This is a genomic window from Mucilaginibacter terrae, from assembly GCF_031951985.1.
In the GTDB taxonomy this organism is placed as follows: domain Bacteria; phylum Bacteroidota; class Bacteroidia; order Sphingobacteriales; family Sphingobacteriaceae; genus Mucilaginibacter; species Mucilaginibacter terrae_A.
Genome location: NZ_JAVLVU010000001.1, coordinates 4365170 through 4385286, shown reverse-complemented (window position 1 = coordinate 4385286; position 20117 = coordinate 4365170). Strand labels below are relative to the sequence as shown.

General features: G+C 42.1%; 18 protein-coding genes. 12 read left to right on the top strand and 6 right to left on the bottom strand.

Going from position 1 to position 20117, the window contains the following annotated elements:
- The first annotated feature begins 2 nt into the window (after positions 1-2).
- The 4 genes from QE417_RS18770 to QE417_RS18755 all read left to right on the top strand — a co-directional run bounded on the left by QE417_RS18770 (position 3) and on the right by QE417_RS18755 (position 2883).
- Entirely contained in the window at positions 3-398 is a 396-nt protein-coding gene (locus QE417_RS18770) for a hypothetical protein (RefSeq protein WP_311952291.1), read from the top strand.
- Positions 399-965: 567 nt separating this feature from the next.
- Complete coding sequence (locus tag QE417_RS18765; protein ID WP_311952289.1) at positions 966-1430, top strand: nucleoside triphosphate pyrophosphohydrolase family protein; 465 nt, start codon at positions 966-968, stop codon at positions 1428-1430.
- Complete coding sequence (gene rlmF, locus QE417_RS18760; RefSeq protein ID WP_311952287.1) at positions 1430-2341, top strand: 23S rRNA (adenine(1618)-N(6))-methyltransferase RlmF; 912 nt, start codon at positions 1430-1432, stop codon at positions 2339-2341. Before QE417_RS18765 ends, rlmF begins: the two co-directional genes overlap by 1 nt.
- A gap of 164 nt (positions 2342-2505) precedes the next feature.
- Positions 2506-2883 (top strand): RNA recognition motif domain-containing protein, encoded by a 378-nt coding sequence (locus QE417_RS18755; protein ID WP_311952285.1) that lies wholly within the window; start codon positions 2506-2508, stop codon positions 2881-2883.
- 122 nt (positions 2884-3005) lie between these two features.
- Here QE417_RS18755 and QE417_RS18750 read toward each other — a convergent pair whose 3' ends face one another.
- Positions 3006-3506: a DinB family protein gene (locus QE417_RS18750; RefSeq protein WP_311952283.1), complete on the bottom strand. Its 501-nt coding sequence runs from the start codon at positions 3504-3506 to the stop codon at positions 3006-3008.
- 168 nt (positions 3507-3674) lie between these two features.
- On the opposite strand from QE417_RS18750, the gene QE417_RS18745 reads away from it, so the two are divergent.
- From QE417_RS18745 to QE417_RS18725, 5 genes are all read left to right on the top strand, one after another.
- Positions 3675-4337 carry an MBL fold metallo-hydrolase gene (locus QE417_RS18745; protein WP_311952280.1) on the top strand — a complete coding sequence of 221 codons (663 nt, stop codon included), beginning with the start codon at positions 3675-3677 and terminating at the stop codon, positions 4335-4337.
- A 22-nt stretch (positions 4338-4359) separates the two neighbouring features.
- A complete protein-coding gene (locus QE417_RS18740) occupies positions 4360-4512 on the top strand; it encodes a hypothetical protein (protein ID WP_311952278.1) in 153 nt (50 codons plus the stop codon).
- 110 nt (positions 4513-4622) lie between these two features.
- A complete protein-coding gene (locus QE417_RS18735; RefSeq protein ID WP_311952275.1) occupies positions 4623-7214 on the top strand; it encodes a PAS domain S-box protein in 2592 nt (863 codons plus the stop codon).
- 77 nt (positions 7215-7291) lie between these two features.
- The gene (locus tag QE417_RS18730; RefSeq protein WP_311952273.1) at positions 7292-7645 is read left to right on the top strand and encodes a response regulator; all 354 of its coding nucleotides are present in this window, start codon (positions 7292-7294) and stop codon (positions 7643-7645) included.
- 210 nt (positions 7646-7855) lie between these two features.
- Complete coding sequence (locus QE417_RS18725; protein ID WP_311952271.1) at positions 7856-8221, top strand: response regulator transcription factor; 366 nt, start codon at positions 7856-7858, stop codon at positions 8219-8221.
- A 135-nt stretch (positions 8222-8356) separates the two neighbouring features.
- On the opposite strand, the gene QE417_RS18720 is transcribed toward QE417_RS18725, so the two are convergent.
- Entirely contained in the window at positions 8357-10804 is a 2448-nt protein-coding gene (locus tag QE417_RS18720) for a BamA/TamA family outer membrane protein (RefSeq protein WP_311952268.1), read from the bottom strand.
- Positions 10743-10940 (bottom strand): hypothetical protein, encoded by a 198-nt coding sequence (locus QE417_RS18715; protein WP_311952266.1) that lies wholly within the window; start codon positions 10938-10940, stop codon positions 10743-10745. The genes QE417_RS18720 and QE417_RS18715 overlap by 62 nt, the downstream gene beginning before the upstream one ends.
- 261 nt (positions 10941-11201) lie before the next feature.
- On the opposite strand from QE417_RS18715, the gene QE417_RS18710 reads away from it, so the two are divergent.
- The 3 genes from QE417_RS18710 to QE417_RS18700 all read left to right on the top strand — a co-directional run bounded on the left by QE417_RS18710 (position 11202) and on the right by QE417_RS18700 (position 14691).
- Positions 11202-12620: an alkaline phosphatase family protein gene (locus tag QE417_RS18710; protein ID WP_311952263.1), complete on the top strand. Its 1419-nt coding sequence runs from the start codon at positions 11202-11204 to the stop codon at positions 12618-12620.
- A gap of 43 nt (positions 12621-12663) precedes the next feature.
- Positions 12664-13803: a lysylphosphatidylglycerol synthase transmembrane domain-containing protein gene (locus QE417_RS18705; RefSeq protein ID WP_311952260.1), complete on the top strand. Its 1140-nt coding sequence runs from the start codon at positions 12664-12666 to the stop codon at positions 13801-13803.
- 231 nt (positions 13804-14034) lie between these two features.
- Positions 14035-14691 (top strand): phosphatase PAP2 family protein, encoded by a 657-nt coding sequence (locus QE417_RS18700; protein WP_311952257.1) that lies wholly within the window; start codon positions 14035-14037, stop codon positions 14689-14691.
- 79 nt (positions 14692-14770) lie between these two features.
- Here the strand turns inward: QE417_RS18700 and QE417_RS18695 are convergent, their stop codons facing one another.
- The 3 genes from QE417_RS18695 to ppk1 form a co-directional block, all read right to left on the bottom strand.
- The gene (locus QE417_RS18695) at positions 14771-17116 is read right to left on the bottom strand and encodes a hypothetical protein (RefSeq protein WP_311952253.1); all 2346 of its coding nucleotides are present in this window, start codon (positions 17114-17116) and stop codon (positions 14771-14773) included.
- 75 nt (positions 17117-17191) lie between these two features.
- Positions 17192-18058, bottom strand: a complete 867-nt coding sequence (locus QE417_RS18690) for an SdiA-regulated domain-containing protein (RefSeq protein WP_311952250.1) — start codon at positions 18056-18058, stop codon at positions 17192-17194.
- A 28-nt stretch (positions 18059-18086) separates the two neighbouring features.
- Positions 18087-20117: a polyphosphate kinase 1 gene (ppk1, locus tag QE417_RS18685; protein ID WP_311952246.1), complete on the bottom strand. Its 2031-nt coding sequence runs from the start codon at positions 20115-20117 to the stop codon at positions 18087-18089.

The following is a 20117-nucleotide window of genomic DNA, read 5'->3' as shown; positions in this document are numbered from 1 at the left end:
AAATGAATTTAGACCACTATGAGCCGTTTTCTCCTTTACAAGGAGTTCCTATTAATATATATTTATACTCAATAAAGCATGAAGCAAATGTATTGACGATTGTTATGGCTACATATCCAAATGATGGGAATAGGTATATCCAAGTGAGCTTTAGAGGATGTTTTACATATCGTTATACGCTGGAGTCGGGAAGGATGAAATTCCTTTCAGAAGAAACCTGGACTAATCCTTTCAATGTTTCGTCCAATTCAAAATATTTGAACTGGTTTAAAGAAGAAGGTTATGGAATATTTGACGATTATGATTTAAAGCACTATTTGTTAGTATGTGATGATTTGATCGATGTAATTTCAGCTACAGAACCAAAGGTTGAGTGGATACCCGAACCAACTGCTTAGCGCTATGGTACTCAATATTATTGTACTGCTATTTTCTATTAAAAAATGGTTTTAATTTATTTCTGACGTGTCACAATCTAATATCCAATCGTGAGGATTTTTTACTTGCTCTGATACCGGACGTTTATATAACTTAAAACCAAAACTATGTTGTAGATAAAATATTATCGAATCATCCGAATCAAATTCGATTCTAAAATATTTGTCGTGAGTAACTATACGATATTCTGTATTAGAATCAATTTCAAATTCTTGACAAGATAGCTCAACCCAAACTCTTTTTTCTTGTTAGTACGGTTGGCAAATTCAATATCTACTAACAATTCAGGATGTTCATAGAAATAATCAATTCTATTTTTGAAGATAGGTTTTTTGTACAAAAAGTTAAACAGTCTCACCTTGAAAACTTATTAAACTAACAGACTAAATTATCTGTATTTCAAAGCTACAATTTTCTTAATATTTTCAGTTTTCCAGTTCAAGCATCAAATTGATAAAGCCTAAATTTCTCCCCAAAAAAAACAGATTTAATACCCTAATTTTACCGCAATACATTTTGCTAAAAACATGCAAGAACCAAGCGCACTAAACCAGGTAGCCGAATTTCATAAAACGTTTAAACACCCGGTGGTTAGCAGCCCGGCTATTCCTTCGAAAGAACGCTGTAACTTACGCGTGTCGCTATTAGCCGAGGAGGTTAAAGAACTGCAGGAAGCTATTGAAAATAATGATCTAACAGAGGTGGCCGATGCCCTGTGCGATATACAATATGTGTTGGCTGGCGCTATTTTGGAATTTGGTTTGGGCGAAAAATTTAAAACTTTGTTTGATGAGGTACACCGCTCTAACATGAGCAAGGCTTGCCAAACTATAGAAGAGGCAAATGCCACCATAGCACACTATAAACAAAAAGATGGCTGCGAAGCTTATTATAAAAATGAGGACGATCTATTTTTGGTTTACCGTAAACACGATAACAAAACCTTAAAATCTATCAACTATTCGCCGGCCAACTTAAAGAGCATTTTATAATGGCAAACAAAATACCAAGTAACAGTACCGAGAAAACCAATTTACACCCGCGTAATTTACACCGTGGGCGATATGATTTTAAAGCGTTAATAAAAGCCCTGCCCGCTTTGCGCGAATTCGTTACCGAAAATGAACAGGGCGAGCCAACAGTTAATTTTACCAACCCTGAGGCCGTTAAAACCATTAACCAGGCATTGCTAAAACAAAGTTATGGCATTGCTTCATGGGATATTCCTGAAGGATTTTTATGCCCGCCTATCCCCGGCCGTGCCGATTACATTCATTATATAGCCGATGTATTAGCCGAAGATAACAACGGCAAGGTGCCAACCGGCAATAGCATCAAAGTACTGGATGTTGGTGTGGGCGCCAACTGCATTTATCCGCTTATTGGGCACAAAGCTTATGGATGGAGCTTTGTTGGCAGCGAGGCTGATTACATTGCTGTGGCATCGGCCCAAAAGATCGTTAAAGACAATGGTCTTGCGGGAGCAATTGATATACGTAAGCAAACTTCATATGCGCACATTTTTGAAGGCATTATAAAATCCGGTGAAAAATTCGACATTACGATGTGCAACCCCCCGTTCCATTCATCGTCAAAAGAGGTACTGCAAAAATCACAACGTAAATGGGAAAAACTTGGACAAGATACCAACCCCGGTTTAAATTTTGGCGGCCGCAACAACGAGCTTTGGTGTGAGGGTGGCGAACCACGTTTCCTAAACAAAATAATGAGCGAGAGTAAACAGTTTGCCAAATCATGCAAGTGGTTTTCATCATTAATTTCACAAAAAACAACGCTACCAGGTTGCTACAAATCGCTCGACTATTTAGGTGCTACAGATGTAAAGACCATCACCATGTCGCAAGGGCAAAAAACCAGCCGCATATTGGTGTGGAGGTTTTAGATAGTTTATTATGAGCTAATTATTGGTCACCATCTTATTTCCATTTAACATAAAACGCCTTGGAGTATAATTTAGATATGTTTTTTATGAGCAGCAAATTTACTATGGGCTATAATTCATTTCTTGCACAATATTTGCGCTAAATTAGCGTACTTTACATTGTTATGGTAAAACTATTCGTGAGCGGTTTCCCACTCGAAATTACTGAAATTGAACTGGCGAAGCTTATTGCCCCTCATGGCGACATAAGTACCATTAAAATTGTACGTGATAAGCAAACCCGTAAATGCAAGGGCTATGCTTTTATTGAAATGCTTACCGAGGATGGTGCTGCACAAGCCGCAGCAGCCCTGGATGGTACCACAATGGTCGACAGAGAGCTAACTGTCAAACTATCAGAAGAACGCCCGGTAAAACCGCCACCAAAGCGCAATTTCAATGCCCCACGCAATACTTCATACCCCAACCGGAGCTATAACAATAATAACAACAACCAATCGTCAGAAACCGAACGACCTAAAAGGCCGAGAAAGAGTTTTTAATATACAAATGCATAATTGGTAGGGAATTAATCTTAAACTACCTCTTGTTACATTATACAAAACGGGCGACCTGTAATATACAGGTCGCCCGTTTTATTATAAGGCAGATGCAGGGTTAAGTTTTATTCTTGAACGGCCATGCCATAAGCCACCCATTCCTCAGCCGATGGGCCATATAAGCCCGGAACCGGCAAGCCCACCATCCGCATAATAACGGTCATTTGGCTGCGATGATGCGCCTCGTGGGCAATTAATACACTCAACACCGTTCCTTTTGCCCAGCTCTCGCCGTACATGGGTACCTCATCGGTTAAGCCCGAGTCAACCCAGCGCTTGGTTACGGCCTCGGCCAGCAGGGCATTATATTTTTGGTGAGTGGCTGCAATTTGGGCAAAGGTGGCCGGTACCGGCTGATGCTCCAGCAGGTTGCTGTCAAACAAACCGGCTTTGGTACCCATCTCGGTTATGGTTTCGGTAATGTGCCAGGCCAGGCGCTCTAACGAGCGTATATTAGGATTAATTTTAATGCCCTTTACCTCCTCGGTTATATTGGCAAAAATTTTAGCGGTATTTGCCGCCTCTTGCTGCCAATCGGCCAGGAAATCGTTAATGCTACGGTACATGATTGTGATTTGAGTATGTATGGCAAAGATGAACAAAACCTTTTAATTTTTACTAAAATTTTTAGATTTTAAATTCCATAAAACGGACCTCATACTAAAATTAAGCCGAAATTATTTAACCCTTATGTTAACATATGTGCATAAAAACCGGTTACTTTGCAATTAAATATGGCGCTGTATATAACATCACTAAACTCGGGCAGTAACGGCAATTGCTACTATGTGGGCAATGAGCACGAAGCCGTGCTGGTTGATGTAGGCATATCCTGCCGCGAGGTAGAACGCCGTATGCTGAGGTTAAACCTCAGTATGCAAAAGGTTAAAGCCATATTTATATCGCACGAGCATTCTGATCATATTCGTGGTCTTACCGTTCTGTCTAAAAAATACCAGCTTCCGGTTTACATTACTACCGCTACCATGCAGTACGGGCGTTTATTTTTAGAGGAGAATTTAATTCAAACTTTTAAAGCGTATGAGCCGGTACAAGTGGGCGGGTTAAGCATAAGCGCCTTTCCTAAATTTCATGATGCGGCACATCCGCATAGTTTTGTGGTAAGTTATAATGATGTTAATGTAGGCGTATTTACCGATATTGGCGCACCTTGTGAGCATCTTATCAAGCACTTCAAGCAGTGCCACGCTGCATTTTTAGAAGCTAATTACGATGAGCAAATGCTGGCGCAGGGCAACTATCCGTACCATCTTAAAAAACGCATTACCGGGGGCCGTGGGCACTTGTCAAATAAACAGGCGCGTCGAGCTGTTTACCACCCACCGACCTGCGTTTATGAGTTTGGTGCTACTCTCCCACTTATCAAAAGACAATAATTGCCCTACCCTTGCCCATCAAATGTTTTTACCCCACGCAGGCCAAACACAGGTTGTTATAGCATCGCGCTATGAAGAAACGCCTGTATATACCATAAAAGGCCATACCCAACCGGCAATAACAGTTAGGCCGTACATATACGAAAGTGTGGTTGCGCAGTACTCACTTTTTTAGTTATTAGAAATTCGCCATTAATCAATTATAAATTTATTTCTTTTTATTATTACCACTTAAGGCTATGGTTGCGTTCGCAACATTAATGTATTTTTGTTACTATCATTATTATGAACCACGCCCCAACCGATGTTGCTGTTTTCAGCGCAATTATTGAAGAATCGCCTACGCCTATTGCATTGTACGAGGGGCGCGAAATGCGCATAAGGCTGGCTAACAAGGCCATGATTTGTGATGCATGGGGCAAAGATGGCTCGGTTATAGGCAAGACCCTTAAAGAGGCATTACCCGAATTGGAAGGCCAACCGTTTTTTCAACTGCTCGAAGATGTTTTTACCACCGGCAAACCTTATGAAGCCGAGGAAGATCTTGTGCAGATGATCATTGACGGCCAACTACAGGACAACTATTACTCATTTACCTACAAGCCCTTGTTTAATGCTGAGGGTAAAGTGTGGGCTATACTTAATACTGCTACCAACGTTACGGGGCAGGTAACAGCCCGCAAGCACGCCCACGAAATAAAGGAGCAGCTCAATTTTTCTTTAGCAGCAGCAGGAATAGGTACATGGTACCTCAACCTCGATACCAATAAGGTTAGTTGGGATGAGCGCACCAAAGAGTTATATGGCTTTCCAAAGGATGATGTAGTGGTTTATGAGGAAGCACTAAAATATATACATCCCAACGACCGCCTGCTGGTTGATGCAGCGGTTACAAGAGCCTTAAACCACGAAAGCGGTGGTAATTACGATATTAAATTCAGGACAATTGGTGCCGTAGATAAAAAGCTGCGCTGGCTACATTGTAAGGGTAAGGCTTATTTTAATACCAATGGCCAACCTTACCGTTTTTCGGGAATTACGTTAGACATAAGCGAGCAGGTTTTTGCCGATGAGAAAATAAAATCGGCCGAACAGTTAGCCCAACTCGCACTCGAAAATATTGATGCCGGCAGTTACCTGGTGCATTTGGCTACTAATGCCATAAGCTATACCCCTTTATTTGCCAAAATACTTACGGGCAACGAAGCCGTGGATTTAAACCGCGAGGCATTCATCAAATATGTACACCCCGAAGATTTAAAAGTACGTAAGGCGGCATACGAAAAAGCTTTACGCACAGGCAAGTTATCATACGAAGCACGGGTTGTATGGGACGATGGCTCGGTACATTGGATAAAAGTAACCGGGCGATACACTTACGACAATACTAAAAAACCGACCCACTTTTCGGGCATAGTTGAAGATATTACAGCCGATGCTGAGGCCAAACTGGAGCAGCAACGGCTCTTATGGCTTATTGACAACAGCACCGATTTAATTGCATTGAGTAATTGGGACGGCAAACTAACTTACCTGAATAAAGCCGGGCAAAAAATGATGGGCTTTGATAGCCTGCAGGAAGCCCAGCGCCCTACTGTTGAATACGTTATGCCCGATCAGGTAAAACGGGTGGCCGAAGAAATTAATCCATCGCTTTTAAAGCATGGCCGTTGGGAAGGAGAGGTTATTTACCGTAATCACAAAACCGGCGAAGCTATACCGGGTTATGCCACCTCCCTCCTGGTACGCGATGTGGCAAGCGGAGAGCCTTTAGGTCGCGCTTCGGTGGTGCGCGATTTGCGCCCCGAAATAGCCGCCCGTAAAGCACTTATTGAAAGCGAGCAGCTTTTCAGGGCTATTACCACAGCATCACCCACTGCGTTGTGGATGACTGATAACAGTGGAGAAATTACGTATGTAAACCAGGTTTGGGTAAACTGGACCGGCAGGCCGCTTGATGAGCATTTAGGCAGCGGCTGGCTCAATAGTGTTTTACCTGATGACGTACAGGTAGCAGCCGATAAGTTTATAAATGATTTTAAAGCCCAGGTTGTGCATGAAAGCTTTTTCAGGATTACGCACCTCAATGGCAAAATACGCTGGGTGGTATGCACCGGTAACCCCCAGTATAATGCAGAGGGCATATTTAAAGGTTACGTTGGGGCATGTGTTGATATTACCGACCAAAAGCAACTGCAACAGCAAAAAGACGAATTTATAGGCATTGCCAGTCATGAATTAAAAACCCCGGTTACCAGCTTAAAAGCATACACCCAGGTTTTGCAGACCATTTTCATGCGCGAAGGCGATGAAAAATCGGCCATGCTGGGTAAAATGAACAACCAGATTGACCGGCTTACCAGTTTGATAGGCGATTTATTGGATGTTACCAAAATACAATCGGGCCGTTTGCAGTTTAACGATGATTATTTTGATTTTAACCAACTGATTACCGAATTGGTTGAAGACCTTCAGCGAACAACGAGCAAACACCAGATTGCCCTTGAGCTGAACACTACCGGCACCGCCTATGCCGATAAAGACCGCATTGTACAAGTTATTACCAACCTCATTAGTAACGCCATTAAATATTCGCCCCAGGCCGATAAAATTATTGTGCGTACTTCACTAAAAAATAACGAAATAAACGTTTGCGTTCAGGATTTTGGTATTGGTATAAAGGAAGATAAACAGCACAAGGTTTTTGAGCAGTTTTACCGGGTAAGCGGTGACAAGCAGCACACTTTTCCGGGGTTAGGCCTGGGGTTGTATATATCATCAGAAATTATTAAACGCGAGGGAGGCCGCATATGGGTAACATCGGTTGAGGGCCAGGGGTCAACCTTCTGTTTTGCATTACCTGTTAATCACCCCTAACCCTCTCATTAAAAATTAATAAATCACCCTTCATCTAAATTAACAATTTTTTAAGTTTGTGGTTACTCAAGTGTAACATGCGCAAGCGAATATTAATTGCAGACGACGATCCGGGAATCGTGGATGCTGTTGAAATAATGCTCGATTTTTATGGATACCAGGTTAGTTCAACCTATGATGGTAATGATGTATTAAAACTCAGTGAATATCCGGATGTGCTGCTGCTTGATATATGGATGTCGGGCTGTGATGGAAGGGATATTTGCAAGGAATTAAAAGCTAACGCAAGCACTCGCCATATACCGGTGCTCATGGTATCGGCCAGCAAGGATATTGCGCAATCGGCCATACAATCAGGAGCCGATGATTTTTTGGCGAAGCCATTTGAGATGGAAGAATTACTTTTAAAAATAGAGAAACTCACTCATTAAGTGTACTAACCGCATCAAAACTTTGTTTATTATTTTCCTTAAATATTAACTATTAGTTAAAAATAAACAAATTCATATATCTTATTTATACACAAAATTGACAATATACAACATAAATATTAACAAATATTTTTAGTAATTTTGTATTAATTAAAATCACGATTGCATATTACATGCATTTCCCTTCGTATTTTAGTTTAAACTATTGGTATGCTCAAACGGATTTTGGTGCTTGATGATAATATGGACATACTTGAAGTAGTTCATGAGGTGCTTACTTACGAGCAGTTCGAAGTGAAATCAACTTCTGACAGTACTGGCATAGTTGGCGTAGCCGAAGAATACAACCCCGATCTTATCATCCTCGATTTTAAGCTGATGGATGGCAATGGCGGAGATATATGCCGTACCATTAAATCGCACAAGCAGTTACACAAAACCCCGGTTATTATCTTTTCGGCCTATACCACCAACACTATCGACTTTTTTAGCTTTGGATGCGATGCAGTTATCGCAAAACCCTTTGACCTTACCGACCTTATTGGCACGGTTAACCAATGTTTGAAGATGAATTGATTAGTTGATTAGTTGATTAGTTGATTAGTTGATTAGTTGATTAGTTGGCAATCTGCTTGCACACCTATTGTTTCATTTGATATAACTTCCTTTGAAACAACTCAACCAATCAACTACTTAACCAATCACAAATCTTTAAAACCTATATCCCAAATTTACATAAACGAACTTTCCTTCTTTTGAACCTGCCATTGTTGCTTGTATGAGCAGTAACTCGGCCGGAACCAAAAAGAAGCCACCACCGTAACCATCATGCCACTTGGCCGATTTTTCCCCGGGTGTCCAAACCCGGCCAATATCGTTGAAGCCTATTAAGCCCAATGTGCCTGGAAACAGGTAGGAGTTGAAATTAAACAGCTTTATACGCGCTTCAATATTGTTATACACCATGCTTTTACCGGTAAACCTCCATGTACGAAAGCCGCGCAAATTATCTGATCCGCCTAATTTCAATTGCTGAAAAAATTCGGCATGCCCCAATGTTGTTCCACCGCCAAAGCGAGTAGCCAGTACAAAGGTTGAATCATGGGTTAAATCGTTGTAAAAACTCACTTCTGACAGTAACTGGGCATAGCGGCTATGATCCTGATTGAGTTGCTGTAAGCCGCGCAAAGTAGTATTCATGTATACCCCTTTAGTAGGCAGCATTTGGCTGTTACGGGTATCCATTTCGGCACCGGTAATTAAACCCGCATAGGTTTTGTTGCTAAACACACTTTCATTAGGGTTTTGCCGGCTAAATTGCTGTAAATACTTATCATCATTATCACCCACCCCGGCATGATAATATTGGCTGGTTACACCGGCACTTAGTTTTACCTTGCCATAGGTATGCGCCAAACGGGCATCGCCGTACAAATAATCGTACCTGTTACGAAAGTAATTGATAAACTCACTATCCTTTTCAAAAAGTGTGTTATTACCTATTCCAAAAAAGTTACTAATGTTATGCGGGCCACGCGAGGTAACATGTATCATGAGGTCGTTTTTACCGATCAGTTGCTTAAAATCGGCATTGTAACGTATTACAAATGATTTACGGCCAAAGGCATAATTAACCAATAATTCCTGCCGCCAATCGTAAGGCAGCTTACGGAAGCCGTGCTTGGTAAATGCATAACCGGCACTCAATATTACACCATAATCATTATTGTACCGGGCATAAATAATAGGTTCGGGGCGGTCGTATTCAAAGTTTTTACGCTCGTAGTAAGTCACTCCGGTATCGGTTGATGTACGTATTTTGGCCTGTTTTCTATCAGGCAGTATATTTTGCTCATCCTTACGGTCGTAAATATATAAGCGTCCACGGTTATCAACTTCCTTATTTACCGTAAAGGTATCCACACTGCCTTTTTCACCGATCATCCTCACCTTAATAGGCGATTTTCCTTCTCCTTTTACTTCAAACTTATCACCACCGCCAAAGCCATAAATACGTACCTCTTTAGTTTCATCGGGCTTAAAGGTGCGTTTGTACACCTCACGACCTAAGGAGTTATCTTTTTTAATATTACGAATGGTAAGCTTTACCCGCCCACTGTCTTTCAAATCAACCTCAATATGCTCGTTCTTCTCGCTGGCCGGAACATCAACCTGTCCCGATAAAAACTTGTAGTACTCCAGTCCCATTTTTATGAGGTTATCCCGGCGTGCAATTAAAGTTTTAGTAATTTTTTGACCCGACAGTTTATAAACCTCATCGGGCATACGGTGCATGGCTTGGTTAACTATCTCATCGGTAAGGTGTGTTTGCACATACTCAATTTGCTCTTTCCAATCTTTTTCGTTGAGTTCGCGCAAAAAGTAGCGGTCAAAAAAGCGGCCGTTAAAGTTCCAGGCACCTATGTCGCGTATTTCGGCATTATAAGGCTGAAACTTTGCTTTAAGAAATTGGTGAGCCACTATCCAGGGCAATATGCCCGATGTTTTGTAATACACCTGGTCGCGGTCGCGCGGTATAGGAGTGTAAAAGGTTTTGTCGCCGTCTTTTTGTTTATCCCAGCGCCATTGATCGTCGTGGCGGTCCCAATCGCCCAATACCTGGTCAAACAGGCGTGCACGCAATACCAGTTTTTTATCAAACTCTACATCATTGTCTTCGCGAAGTTTCTTTTGTACCTTTTTAGTATTGTCGGTTTTTTCCGATTCTAACGGCTCACGCTCTTCGAACAGGAATACGCTATTCTTATAATCTTTGCTGTATTTTCCTAAAACAGGATCATCGCCCACGTAAACAATTTCGGGGTTTGAGTGCGGAATTTTCAAGGCATCGGCCATTACAGGAACTGTTAACGCCGCAAAGGGATTTGCCGTGCTGGTTTGATCTTGAATGATAGCCTTGGTTAAACCCGAACGCAGGGTTGGCGGCAATACCCGCTCAGGATATTTTTGCACCGAGCGTAATACCCACTCCTGCCCTGTTTTATCAACCAACCTTAACGATTTGGTTTGCATACCGCCGCCTTTTTGCTCAATGGTAAGACCGCCTTTTTCTTTGCTTAGGTCAATTATGCGCAGTTTAACAGGCTTTCCCCACTCTTTTGCGATAATTTTCGCCCAGTAAAATACGATGTACGCCACTTACGTCGTTGTAATCGGGTGCAACGGCAACGGTAATGCTATCGGGCTTATTTTTAATTTGAGCCGAAGCAGTAATTACAGGTAAGGTAATACCTGTGGCAAGTAAACAGGATAAGTAATATTTTTTCAAAGGCATTTATGGGCTAACCGGTTGTTGGTTGTAATTTAAAACAAGTTAATCAATAACATCGAAAATGTTTATTTGTGATGCTGAGATTTATTCAACTACAAAATAAATATTAAAAAGTTGTTAAAGCACGTTTACTATTATTTAAACAGTGCATAGTTTAATGATTATTTAAGATTAACCGGTTATTTTAAATCCTATAAATTATATTTACCGGTTATTAAAACCCGCCTTTAAAGCAATACAACCCTACATTACAAGTAATCATTAATGCAAAATAAAAAACGGACCCTTTTTTATCTGGTCGACGGTGCGCATGCCGAAATAATGCCCGAACTAATAAACCAGGGACTACTCCCCAACATAAAACGGATAATTGACGAAGGTACTTACCGCAAAGCTACCACTTGTTTCCCATCAACCACCGGACCCGCTTACCTGCCTTTTTTAACCGGACATTTCCCCGGCACAATGGGTATTACGGGCATACGCTGGTTTGATAAAAAAGAATTTAAGCGTACCCGCTGGAACAAAATGGCCATGCGCTCGTACTGCGGACCCGAAGCGGCCTGGTTTAATACCGATATGCCGGCCGATAAGCCTACATTGTTTGAGCTCATGGGCGAATCGTACAACCTGTACAACATGATTACCCGCAGCGTGCCCGATGAGTATGATTTAGGTAAAAAGGGTAAAGGCTTATTGTATACCCGTGCCCACTTTTGGAAACGCCATCACCCGGTTGATTTGCAAGGGCACCAACGCATTATGGAGATGCTGAACTCGGGCAAAGATTTCGATTTTTTGTTTGCCGTGTTCCCGAGTGTGGACTGGGATTCGCACTATCACCACGTGCGCGACCCGCGCACCATTGAGGCTTATAAGATTGTTGACAACAGTTTGGGCGAAGTACGTGCCCTCCTCGAGCAGAAAGGCTGGTGGGATGACACCTTGTTTGTAATGACATCAGATCATGGCCTAACCCCAACCGATAAACACCTCGACCTGGGCGATTGGATGACCAACAACGGCCTTAAATCGGTTTACTATCCTACTATCTGGAAAAGCAATCCAAAATCGGCCGTTATGATCTCGGGTAACTCGTTTGGCAGCATACACCTGCTTAACCACGAGGGCGACCATCCGCTGCGTGAAAATGAAATTATGACTGCCATGGGCAAAAGCCGTTTAGATAGCCTGATTGCCGAGCAAGCGGTTGACTTTGGCATTTACCGTGGCAATGCAGAACAAACTTACGTAGTACATAGCGCCGAAGGTAAAGCCACCGTACAGGTAAGTGGTGATCAATTCATCTATCGCCCTGAAAGCGCCGACCCGCTTAAACAGGGCCGTGATATTGAGGTAACCGGCCACCGTGCAGCCTTAGAAGCTACGTTTGAAACTGATTACCCCGACTCGTTATTCCAGATACACCAGTTATTCCGAAGCCGCCGTGCCGGCGATATTGTAATTAGCGCCCGTGTAGGGCATGACCTGCGCGATTTTTGGGAATATCCAGAGCATTTAGGTTCGCATGGTTCACTGCACAAATCGCACATTAACGTACCGCTTATTTATAACCAAAAAAACTGGAATACGCACCCGGCACGTACCGCAGACCTGTTCAACTCTATTTTGAAATGGAAAGGCATCACGCCTAAAGCATCCGAAGGCGAATCGCTTTACTAATATTCAATACAAACTCACCAAACAACCATAACCATACCACAACATGTCAAACCATAATCCAGGTAGCCCCGTCAATGCTTCTTCTCAACAAGAAAAGCAAATAGAAGTTGAAGGCAAGGAGGAAGTAAAATCGGTATTTGATAAGAATATCATTATTAAGGGCAGCCTTTGGTTTGCACTAATTACAGTTTTAACCATAGCCGGAATCTTTTTTTATAACAACACCGGGCAAACGGTTGAAGCGCTTAAGCACATCTCCTATAAATACATTGCCATTTGTTTGGGGATGCTTTTTGTGGATTTGATGCTGGGCAGTTGGCGCAACCATATTTACATACGTAAGCTAAACCCCGAAGTGTCACACTGGGTTAGTTTCAGGGCCAATGTGGCCAATATGTTTATGGGGGCGGTTACCCCGGCACACGGTGGTGCTGGTCCGGCTCAAATTTATGTGTATACCAGCGCGGGCGTTACCTTTATTGATGCCTTTGCCGTGAGCCTAATTAATATGGGGGCTACGCTCATATTTATGCCGTTAGCGGGCTTTGTAGCCATTATGCTAATGGATACCAGCTACGTAAGCGGCATAGTACCTGCCATGCTTAAATATGGTTTCAGCTTCTTTTTGCTATTCCTGTTGGCATTTTTACTGGCGTTTTGGAAACCGGTTTGGGTAGGTATTATCATCCAAAAAATCGCTAACGGATTATCTGCCGTATTCCCCAAGCGTAAAGAAAAACTGGCAGCCTGGGCTGAAAAATCATATGTAAATATTTCTAAGTACCAGCAAACCTGCAGTGTTATCATTAAGCAGCATCCTTTTTTGTTTCCGCTTAGCTTAATTATAACCACCCTGCTATACATGAATAAGTATTGCATGCAGTATGTGATATTGTTAGGATTGGGTGTAAATGCCAGCCTGGTACAAGTAATATCAATACAAATACTCATACAATTTATGATATACTTTGCACCAAGCCCCGGTGGCAGCGGCTTTGCCGAGGTGAGCATATCTGTACTATTTGGCAAGATCGTGCCTGCTGCCCTGCTTTCTATATTTACATTATTACAGCGTTCATTCCTGCTATTTTTCCCCGCAATTATAGGGGCATATTCAGTAATTAATCTTTTAAGGAAACAAACTCAGCGCCAACACCGTAAACAAGCCACAGAAACGGTTTAAAAAGTTTGTAAACAATCATGCAATTTATTTATCTGTCAGCCGTTTGTAGAATTCAAGATATCAGATAAATACTTGCAAATCATTTATTTTTTATTAATTTTATAAATCGGCACGCTATTTTAAACCTCGTTTTAGGATAGTTGCAACAATATAACCCTAATTAACCAGCCTTTCATTATCAGAGTATTAGTTATAGAGAAAAAAGTTATACTTAATAACCCTTACTTATAGATGAAATTTAAACTAATTGTGTTGATGCTGGTAATCCAGGCATCGTTTGCGAAAGCTCAAAACTGGGACATCAATTTACTAAACAAATTCAACCCCAACGGCGGTAACGAAAATGCCGGATGGAAATTTGTTTCCAATCACGCTGTTTACATGTCGGCCGCTACGCCGCTTACATTGATGGCCATCAGCATGGTTAATCATGATCAAAAACTTAAGCAAACGGCAATAAACACAGGTATTTCATTATTAGGTAACACCGCTATTACCATGATGATGAAGAGTACCATTCAGCGTCAGCGTCCGTTTGTTACTTATGGCGATAAAATTGTTTTGCAAGGCAACACCTCCCCTACCGATTACTCTTTCCCTTCAGGTCACACCTCTACCGCATTTTCGGTAGCTACATCGGTAAGTTTGGCTTATCCTAAATGGTATGTAATTGCGCCAAGTTTTGCCTTTGCAGGTGCCACTGCTTACTCACGCATGTACCGTGGGGCACACTACCCCAGCGATGTTTTAGCAGGAGTATTGGTTGGTACCGGTTCGGCTTTTTTAACTCATAAATTGCAACGTATGATGTTTAACAAACGTTCTGATCGCCGTACCCGCGCTTTAGCATTAGCGCAGGAGCAGGAAAGTGTTTATGGTATGAATTAAGTATTTTTTAAGGAATATAAAAAAAGCAACCTCGGTTAGGGGTTGCTTTTTTGTTTACAGCTGGTAAAATGATGGTGATCTACTCTCCAAAATCAATACTAACCCTTAACGCTCTTAAACCTACTACGCCTTGCAGTTCTTCTAACTTTAAATCTTCTACCTCGGGTAACAGCATTTTCTGCTTCTGTATTTGTTTAATGTAGCCAAGTTGCTCCTGGGCTTCTTCGTCGGTAAAATAAACTATAGCAATTTTGCCGGGCTGGGTTAACCGCTCTGAACCATCCAGGAGCATTACCTTGTCTATACGCTTTTTAATAACCTCATAGCGGATATTATAGGCCCCCTCCACATCAAACCGGCGCTCATCGTTCCTAAAGCAAATATCAATAGCCATGCTATGGATGAAGATAAGCTGGGTGGTTTGCAGGTCGGCAGGTAAATGGTCTAACAGTTTATGAGTTTGGCGGGCAATATCAACCATGGAGGTTAGCTGCCAAAGGCGCAATTTCTTTAAACAATCGGCACTAAATGCTTTTTTAGGGAATATGGATTGTCCTACATAAATATCGTACTCTACGCCATCAGTCCTGAACTTTTCAAAGTAGTTGGGATATATTTTTTGCAGCTCATGCTGGGCGCGCTCAAAGTAACTATTGATGCAGTGATTTATACTCTGCATGGCGTTTTCGAGACGGTTGCGCTGTGTAAATGCCGGACCATCATTATCCTGCGAAATCATTTCGAGATAAGTGTCCATAACTTCTCCGCTCTCCGGATTCAGCCCTTTAAACTCTTCTAACACCTTCCCGGCCTCGTCTTCCAAAAACTCATTAATTAAAACCTCTTCGCTGGTATTGATGGGGTTTTGCAGCTTATGCAACCAGCTATTAGTTTTATCAATTAACGGCTGCCAACGCTCGTTGGGATATTGCTCATCAAGCGTTAAAAATATCTTCAACAGTAACTTGGTAACCCGGCGCATATCCTGCTGCAAGGCCAGGTTGCGTTCAATAGTTGAATTACGAATATCGATAGCACCGTATAACGGATATACATCTTTAAACGTAATATCATTATGATAGCCTTTTTTACGACGCTTTTGCGGATTTTTGATTTGCTCCCAGGCTACCTCATTAAACTTCCATTGCACAGCCGACTGGATAGAAGTGTAGCGCTCTTTAATAACGTCATTTATGCAATCGGTAAACCTGTCGATAGTGTTTTGCAGTAATTGGGCAATTAGCGGCAAAGCAAACTCCAGTCGCGACAGCAGGTTTTCATAAAATACCAGCTCTTTTTCTGAGTACACTTCCATTATACCGGCAATGTGCTTGTTATGGAAAACCGGGATTACTGCGTACGATTTGATACCCGACTCGCGCAGCACCTTCAAAATAAAATATTTTTCCTGATGAGCTTCGGTTATTGAGCTAAAAAACCTGGCTTTGGGCTCTTTTTCGTAGCGGGTTACCAAAGCAATATATGCCTCCTCGGCTACGCCATACCGTTTTGCCGACTGCATTAAAACACTTTCGGAGCAGGATGATTCATCAAACAAAGGCTCACCATTCAACTTTAAAAATGGTAGCAAGCCAAAGCGTACCTCTTTATTTTCGGTAAGTATTTTGAGCGAATTAATTACCTGCTTGTAAAGTTCCTTTTGGTCGGTTTCAGCATTACTGATCGCGTCCCTGATGTCTTCAATGGCACGCCGTGATGTTACATCTTCCAGCGTAATTACCGAGAAGCCTTCGAACTTAAACAAGCTCAATGGCAGTATTTCGGCTAAAACATCAATACCGCCGTCCTCGTTCTGCAAGTAGTTCTCAATAGTTTCAAAATCCAGATCGGGCAATTGTCCCTTTACCTCAATATCTATAAAATTGGTATTGATATGTATGTGGTAATACCTTAATAAACCCGTAGCCGGATTGGTGTATGTGTAATAAACATTACTACTTAAAACCGTGGCAAAATGGTAAAGCCTTTTTAAAATGAGTCGGTAAACATACTCTAACTGCTGACGCTTAAATTCTTTATCATCAGTTATAATTGATGATGCAGCCTCTTTAATATCACGACTGGTAATGAGGTTAAAAAAGGCATCTGTACAAAACAATATCTCGTTAGGAACGGGCGTACTCAGTGCCCAAAAGCAATCATCTTCACTTTGCAAAACGGGCGACAGGGCACTGTATATTAGCTCAAGTGCATACGGATCGTGCGAGGTTTCATTGGCCGTTTGGCCGGTATTGGCATCACTTTTAAAATGTTCGAGCGCAAAGCTGTAAAACTTACCCTTGATTGCATCAGCCGTTTGCAGATGCCTTTCGAGGTGGTTTACAAAGGGGTTAAACGACAATACACTATCAACCGGGTAATTGCCCGCCAAATGCTTATTTATATGAAATGCCTCAGTATGCATATGTGCTTTTTGCTAATTAGAAAACACGGCCGGTAAGTTGTTACCAGCTGTAATTACTAATTACGTAAAACTGACTTATTTGGCTCCCGAATAGTTAAATTTTAATACCGAGCCACGGCTAAACTCATCGCCTTCGTTTGATATGTACATGTTGCCCTTGCTGTCAAAGGCCAATCCTTCGGGTTGTAAAAACGTTTTGTGCTCTAACGAATAGGCTGCTTTAACTTTAAACGAAGCATCGGCCACTACCAACAAATTATTTACAGCCGATACAATGTACCACTCCTTCGTAACCGGGTTATGGGCCATTGCCGACGGGCGAAATTTGATCTTATTATCCTTAATTAAATCGGTAATTTGCTTTACTTCAATTTTGAAATTCCCGGCAGCTTGTACAGTACTGTTGGGCAAAATATTAAAAATATAGCCCGTACTGCTTTTGGTAGTTTTCTCGGTTTCGCAGTTTTTGCATAGCACATAAAGCTTTTTGGCAGCTTCATCAGCATACATGCTTTCGTATTCGCCTGCGGGTAGTATGTTGGCTAATTCCTGCACGTGGGTAAGCTCCTGGTCTTTAATTTCGCCTAAAGGAAATGTATAAATTTTACCGTTGCTTTTAAGTACAAAAACAGTGTTGTTGCAAATGGCTAAATCTTCATAATCACCGTGTTTGCCAAACTTGGTATGTTCTACACGGGTATCGCCCAGGTTACCAAAAAACAGTTTGCCTTCTTCATCCTGTATGGCGTAAAACACATCGGGCTTACCCTGGTGAAACGTAATACCCGAAATTTCGAGCAAATCATCGGGCATTTTATATTTGGTTGGCTTGGTTAAATCGTATCCTTTAGGGCTGGTAATTTTTTTTTGCTGGCTTTGTGCACATGAAAAACTCATAACACTCAACAAAGCCGACAGGTATATGATAGCGTATTTCTTCATCTCAATTTTAAACGGTTTATAGTAGTTTTCAGGACTTTTGCTGCAACAACTCGTATATCTGCTGCTGCGACCGTACAACCGGTTCACTTTGCATAACAGGTATATTGTTCAATTGTGTGTCGATATGCACGGCCTGGGTATTATCTTTCAGCTGAAAGTTGATGATTTGCAACACTTCCTGCTTAATTGCTTCATCCAATATAGGAAAACAAACCTCAATCCGGTGATAAATATTGCGGTTCATCCAATCGGCCGACCCCATGTAAACCCGGGTATCGCCATTGTTACCAAATATAAAAATACGGCCATGCTCCAGGTAACGGTCAACAATTCGGGTAACGGTAATGTTTTCGCTTTGGCTTGGTATACCCGGCACTAAGCGGCAAATACTGCGTACAATTAACTGTATTTTAACACCTGCGTTTGAAGCCTCGTACAGTTTGCTAATCAGCACCTCTTCCTCAAGGTTATTCATTTTTATGGTGATGGATGCCGGGAGCCCTTGTTTGTGATTGTTGATCTCGGTATCGATCATATCCAAAAACCTATTTTGCAGGTTAAACTGTGCTACCAATATATTTTGGAAAGGCATCGCATCTGTATCAGTTGGTTTTTGTTTTTTAGACAGGAAAATAAACACCAGTTCCATTTCGCGCAGCAAATTATGGTTGCCGGTAAGCATAATATGGTCGGTATAAAAACGGGCAGTGTTCTCATTAAAGTTACCGGTTGCCAGCAAGCCCCGGTATTGCAGCCTATTGCCCGAGCGCAATTTCACCAGCGCAATTTTAGCATGCACTTTGAGCGCGGTAACGCTATAAATAATTTTAGCGCCTGCCGCCTTGAGTTTTTTGGCCCATTTAATATTATTGGCCTCATCAAAACGGGCTTTAAGCTCCACCAGTACGTTTACTTTTTTACCGTTTTTAGCTGCGCTGATAAGGGCGTGCACAATTTTAGAATCGCTGGCCACCCGGTATAATGATACGTATATCTCCTCAACATCAGGTCGAATAGCCGCCTCGTTAAAGAACCGGAGAATGGTATCGTAGCTTTGGTAAGGCGTATGCAGCAAATGGTCTTTAGTGCCAATAGCATCCAATACTGATACAGTTTCGGGCAATTCATTAAACCGCAGGACAGGCCAGCGCTTAACCTTCAAGGTCGCATCATCAACCGGCAAGGCCGATAAGTCTTTAAGATTATGGTAACGACCGCCTGATACCAAACTGCTTTCTTTTAACCCCAATAAACGGCTAACCTCATGCAAACTGCGCAATGGCAAACCCGGCTCGTGCAAAAAACGGGTAGCTAAACCATAGTCGCGCTTTTTGAGTTGCTTTTCAAGTTGTTCGGCTAAATCACCGGTGTATTCGTCTTCAAGGTCATACTCGGCATCGCGCGTTACTTTAAAGCTGTAACAGCCTAAAACGGGCTGGGTAAATACTTTATCGAGATTGTAACGTATAATATCATCTAAAAAAACAATGTATTGCTGCTCGCCCGATGTTACTTTAAAAAACCGCGGAAGTTCGTCGGACGGGATGTTCAATACTGCCAGTTTTTCCTTCTCTTCCTGAAATTGCACTAAAAAATACAGCTGGTTATTTTCAGGAAAAAAGGTGCTGGCCTCGGTTAGCACCACCGGCTGCAAAAAGGCCATTACCTGGCTCAAAAAATAATCGGCAGCCTGCTGCACCACCTCTTCCGGGAAATGCTGGTTGTAAACCACCGCTACACCTTTGGCACTTAGCTGGGGGAGTATGTCCTGCGTTAATATCTGGCCGTATTGCTCCTGCTGCTTTTGTATCATTTGCCGGGCGCTAAGCACATCCCCGTTTTCAACTTCTACCTCATCAACACCCTTTTTACTTTTGTTGAGTTTATGCAGGGCAGCCAATACCGGCATACGCACCCGGTAAAACTCATCAAGATTGGATGAAAAGATAGACAGGAAGTTAATGCGCTCGAGCAAGGGCAAACTTTCACGGTCGGCCTCCTGCAGCACGCGCTCATTAAACGAAAGCCAGCTGAGGTCGCGGTTAAAGAACTGGTACAT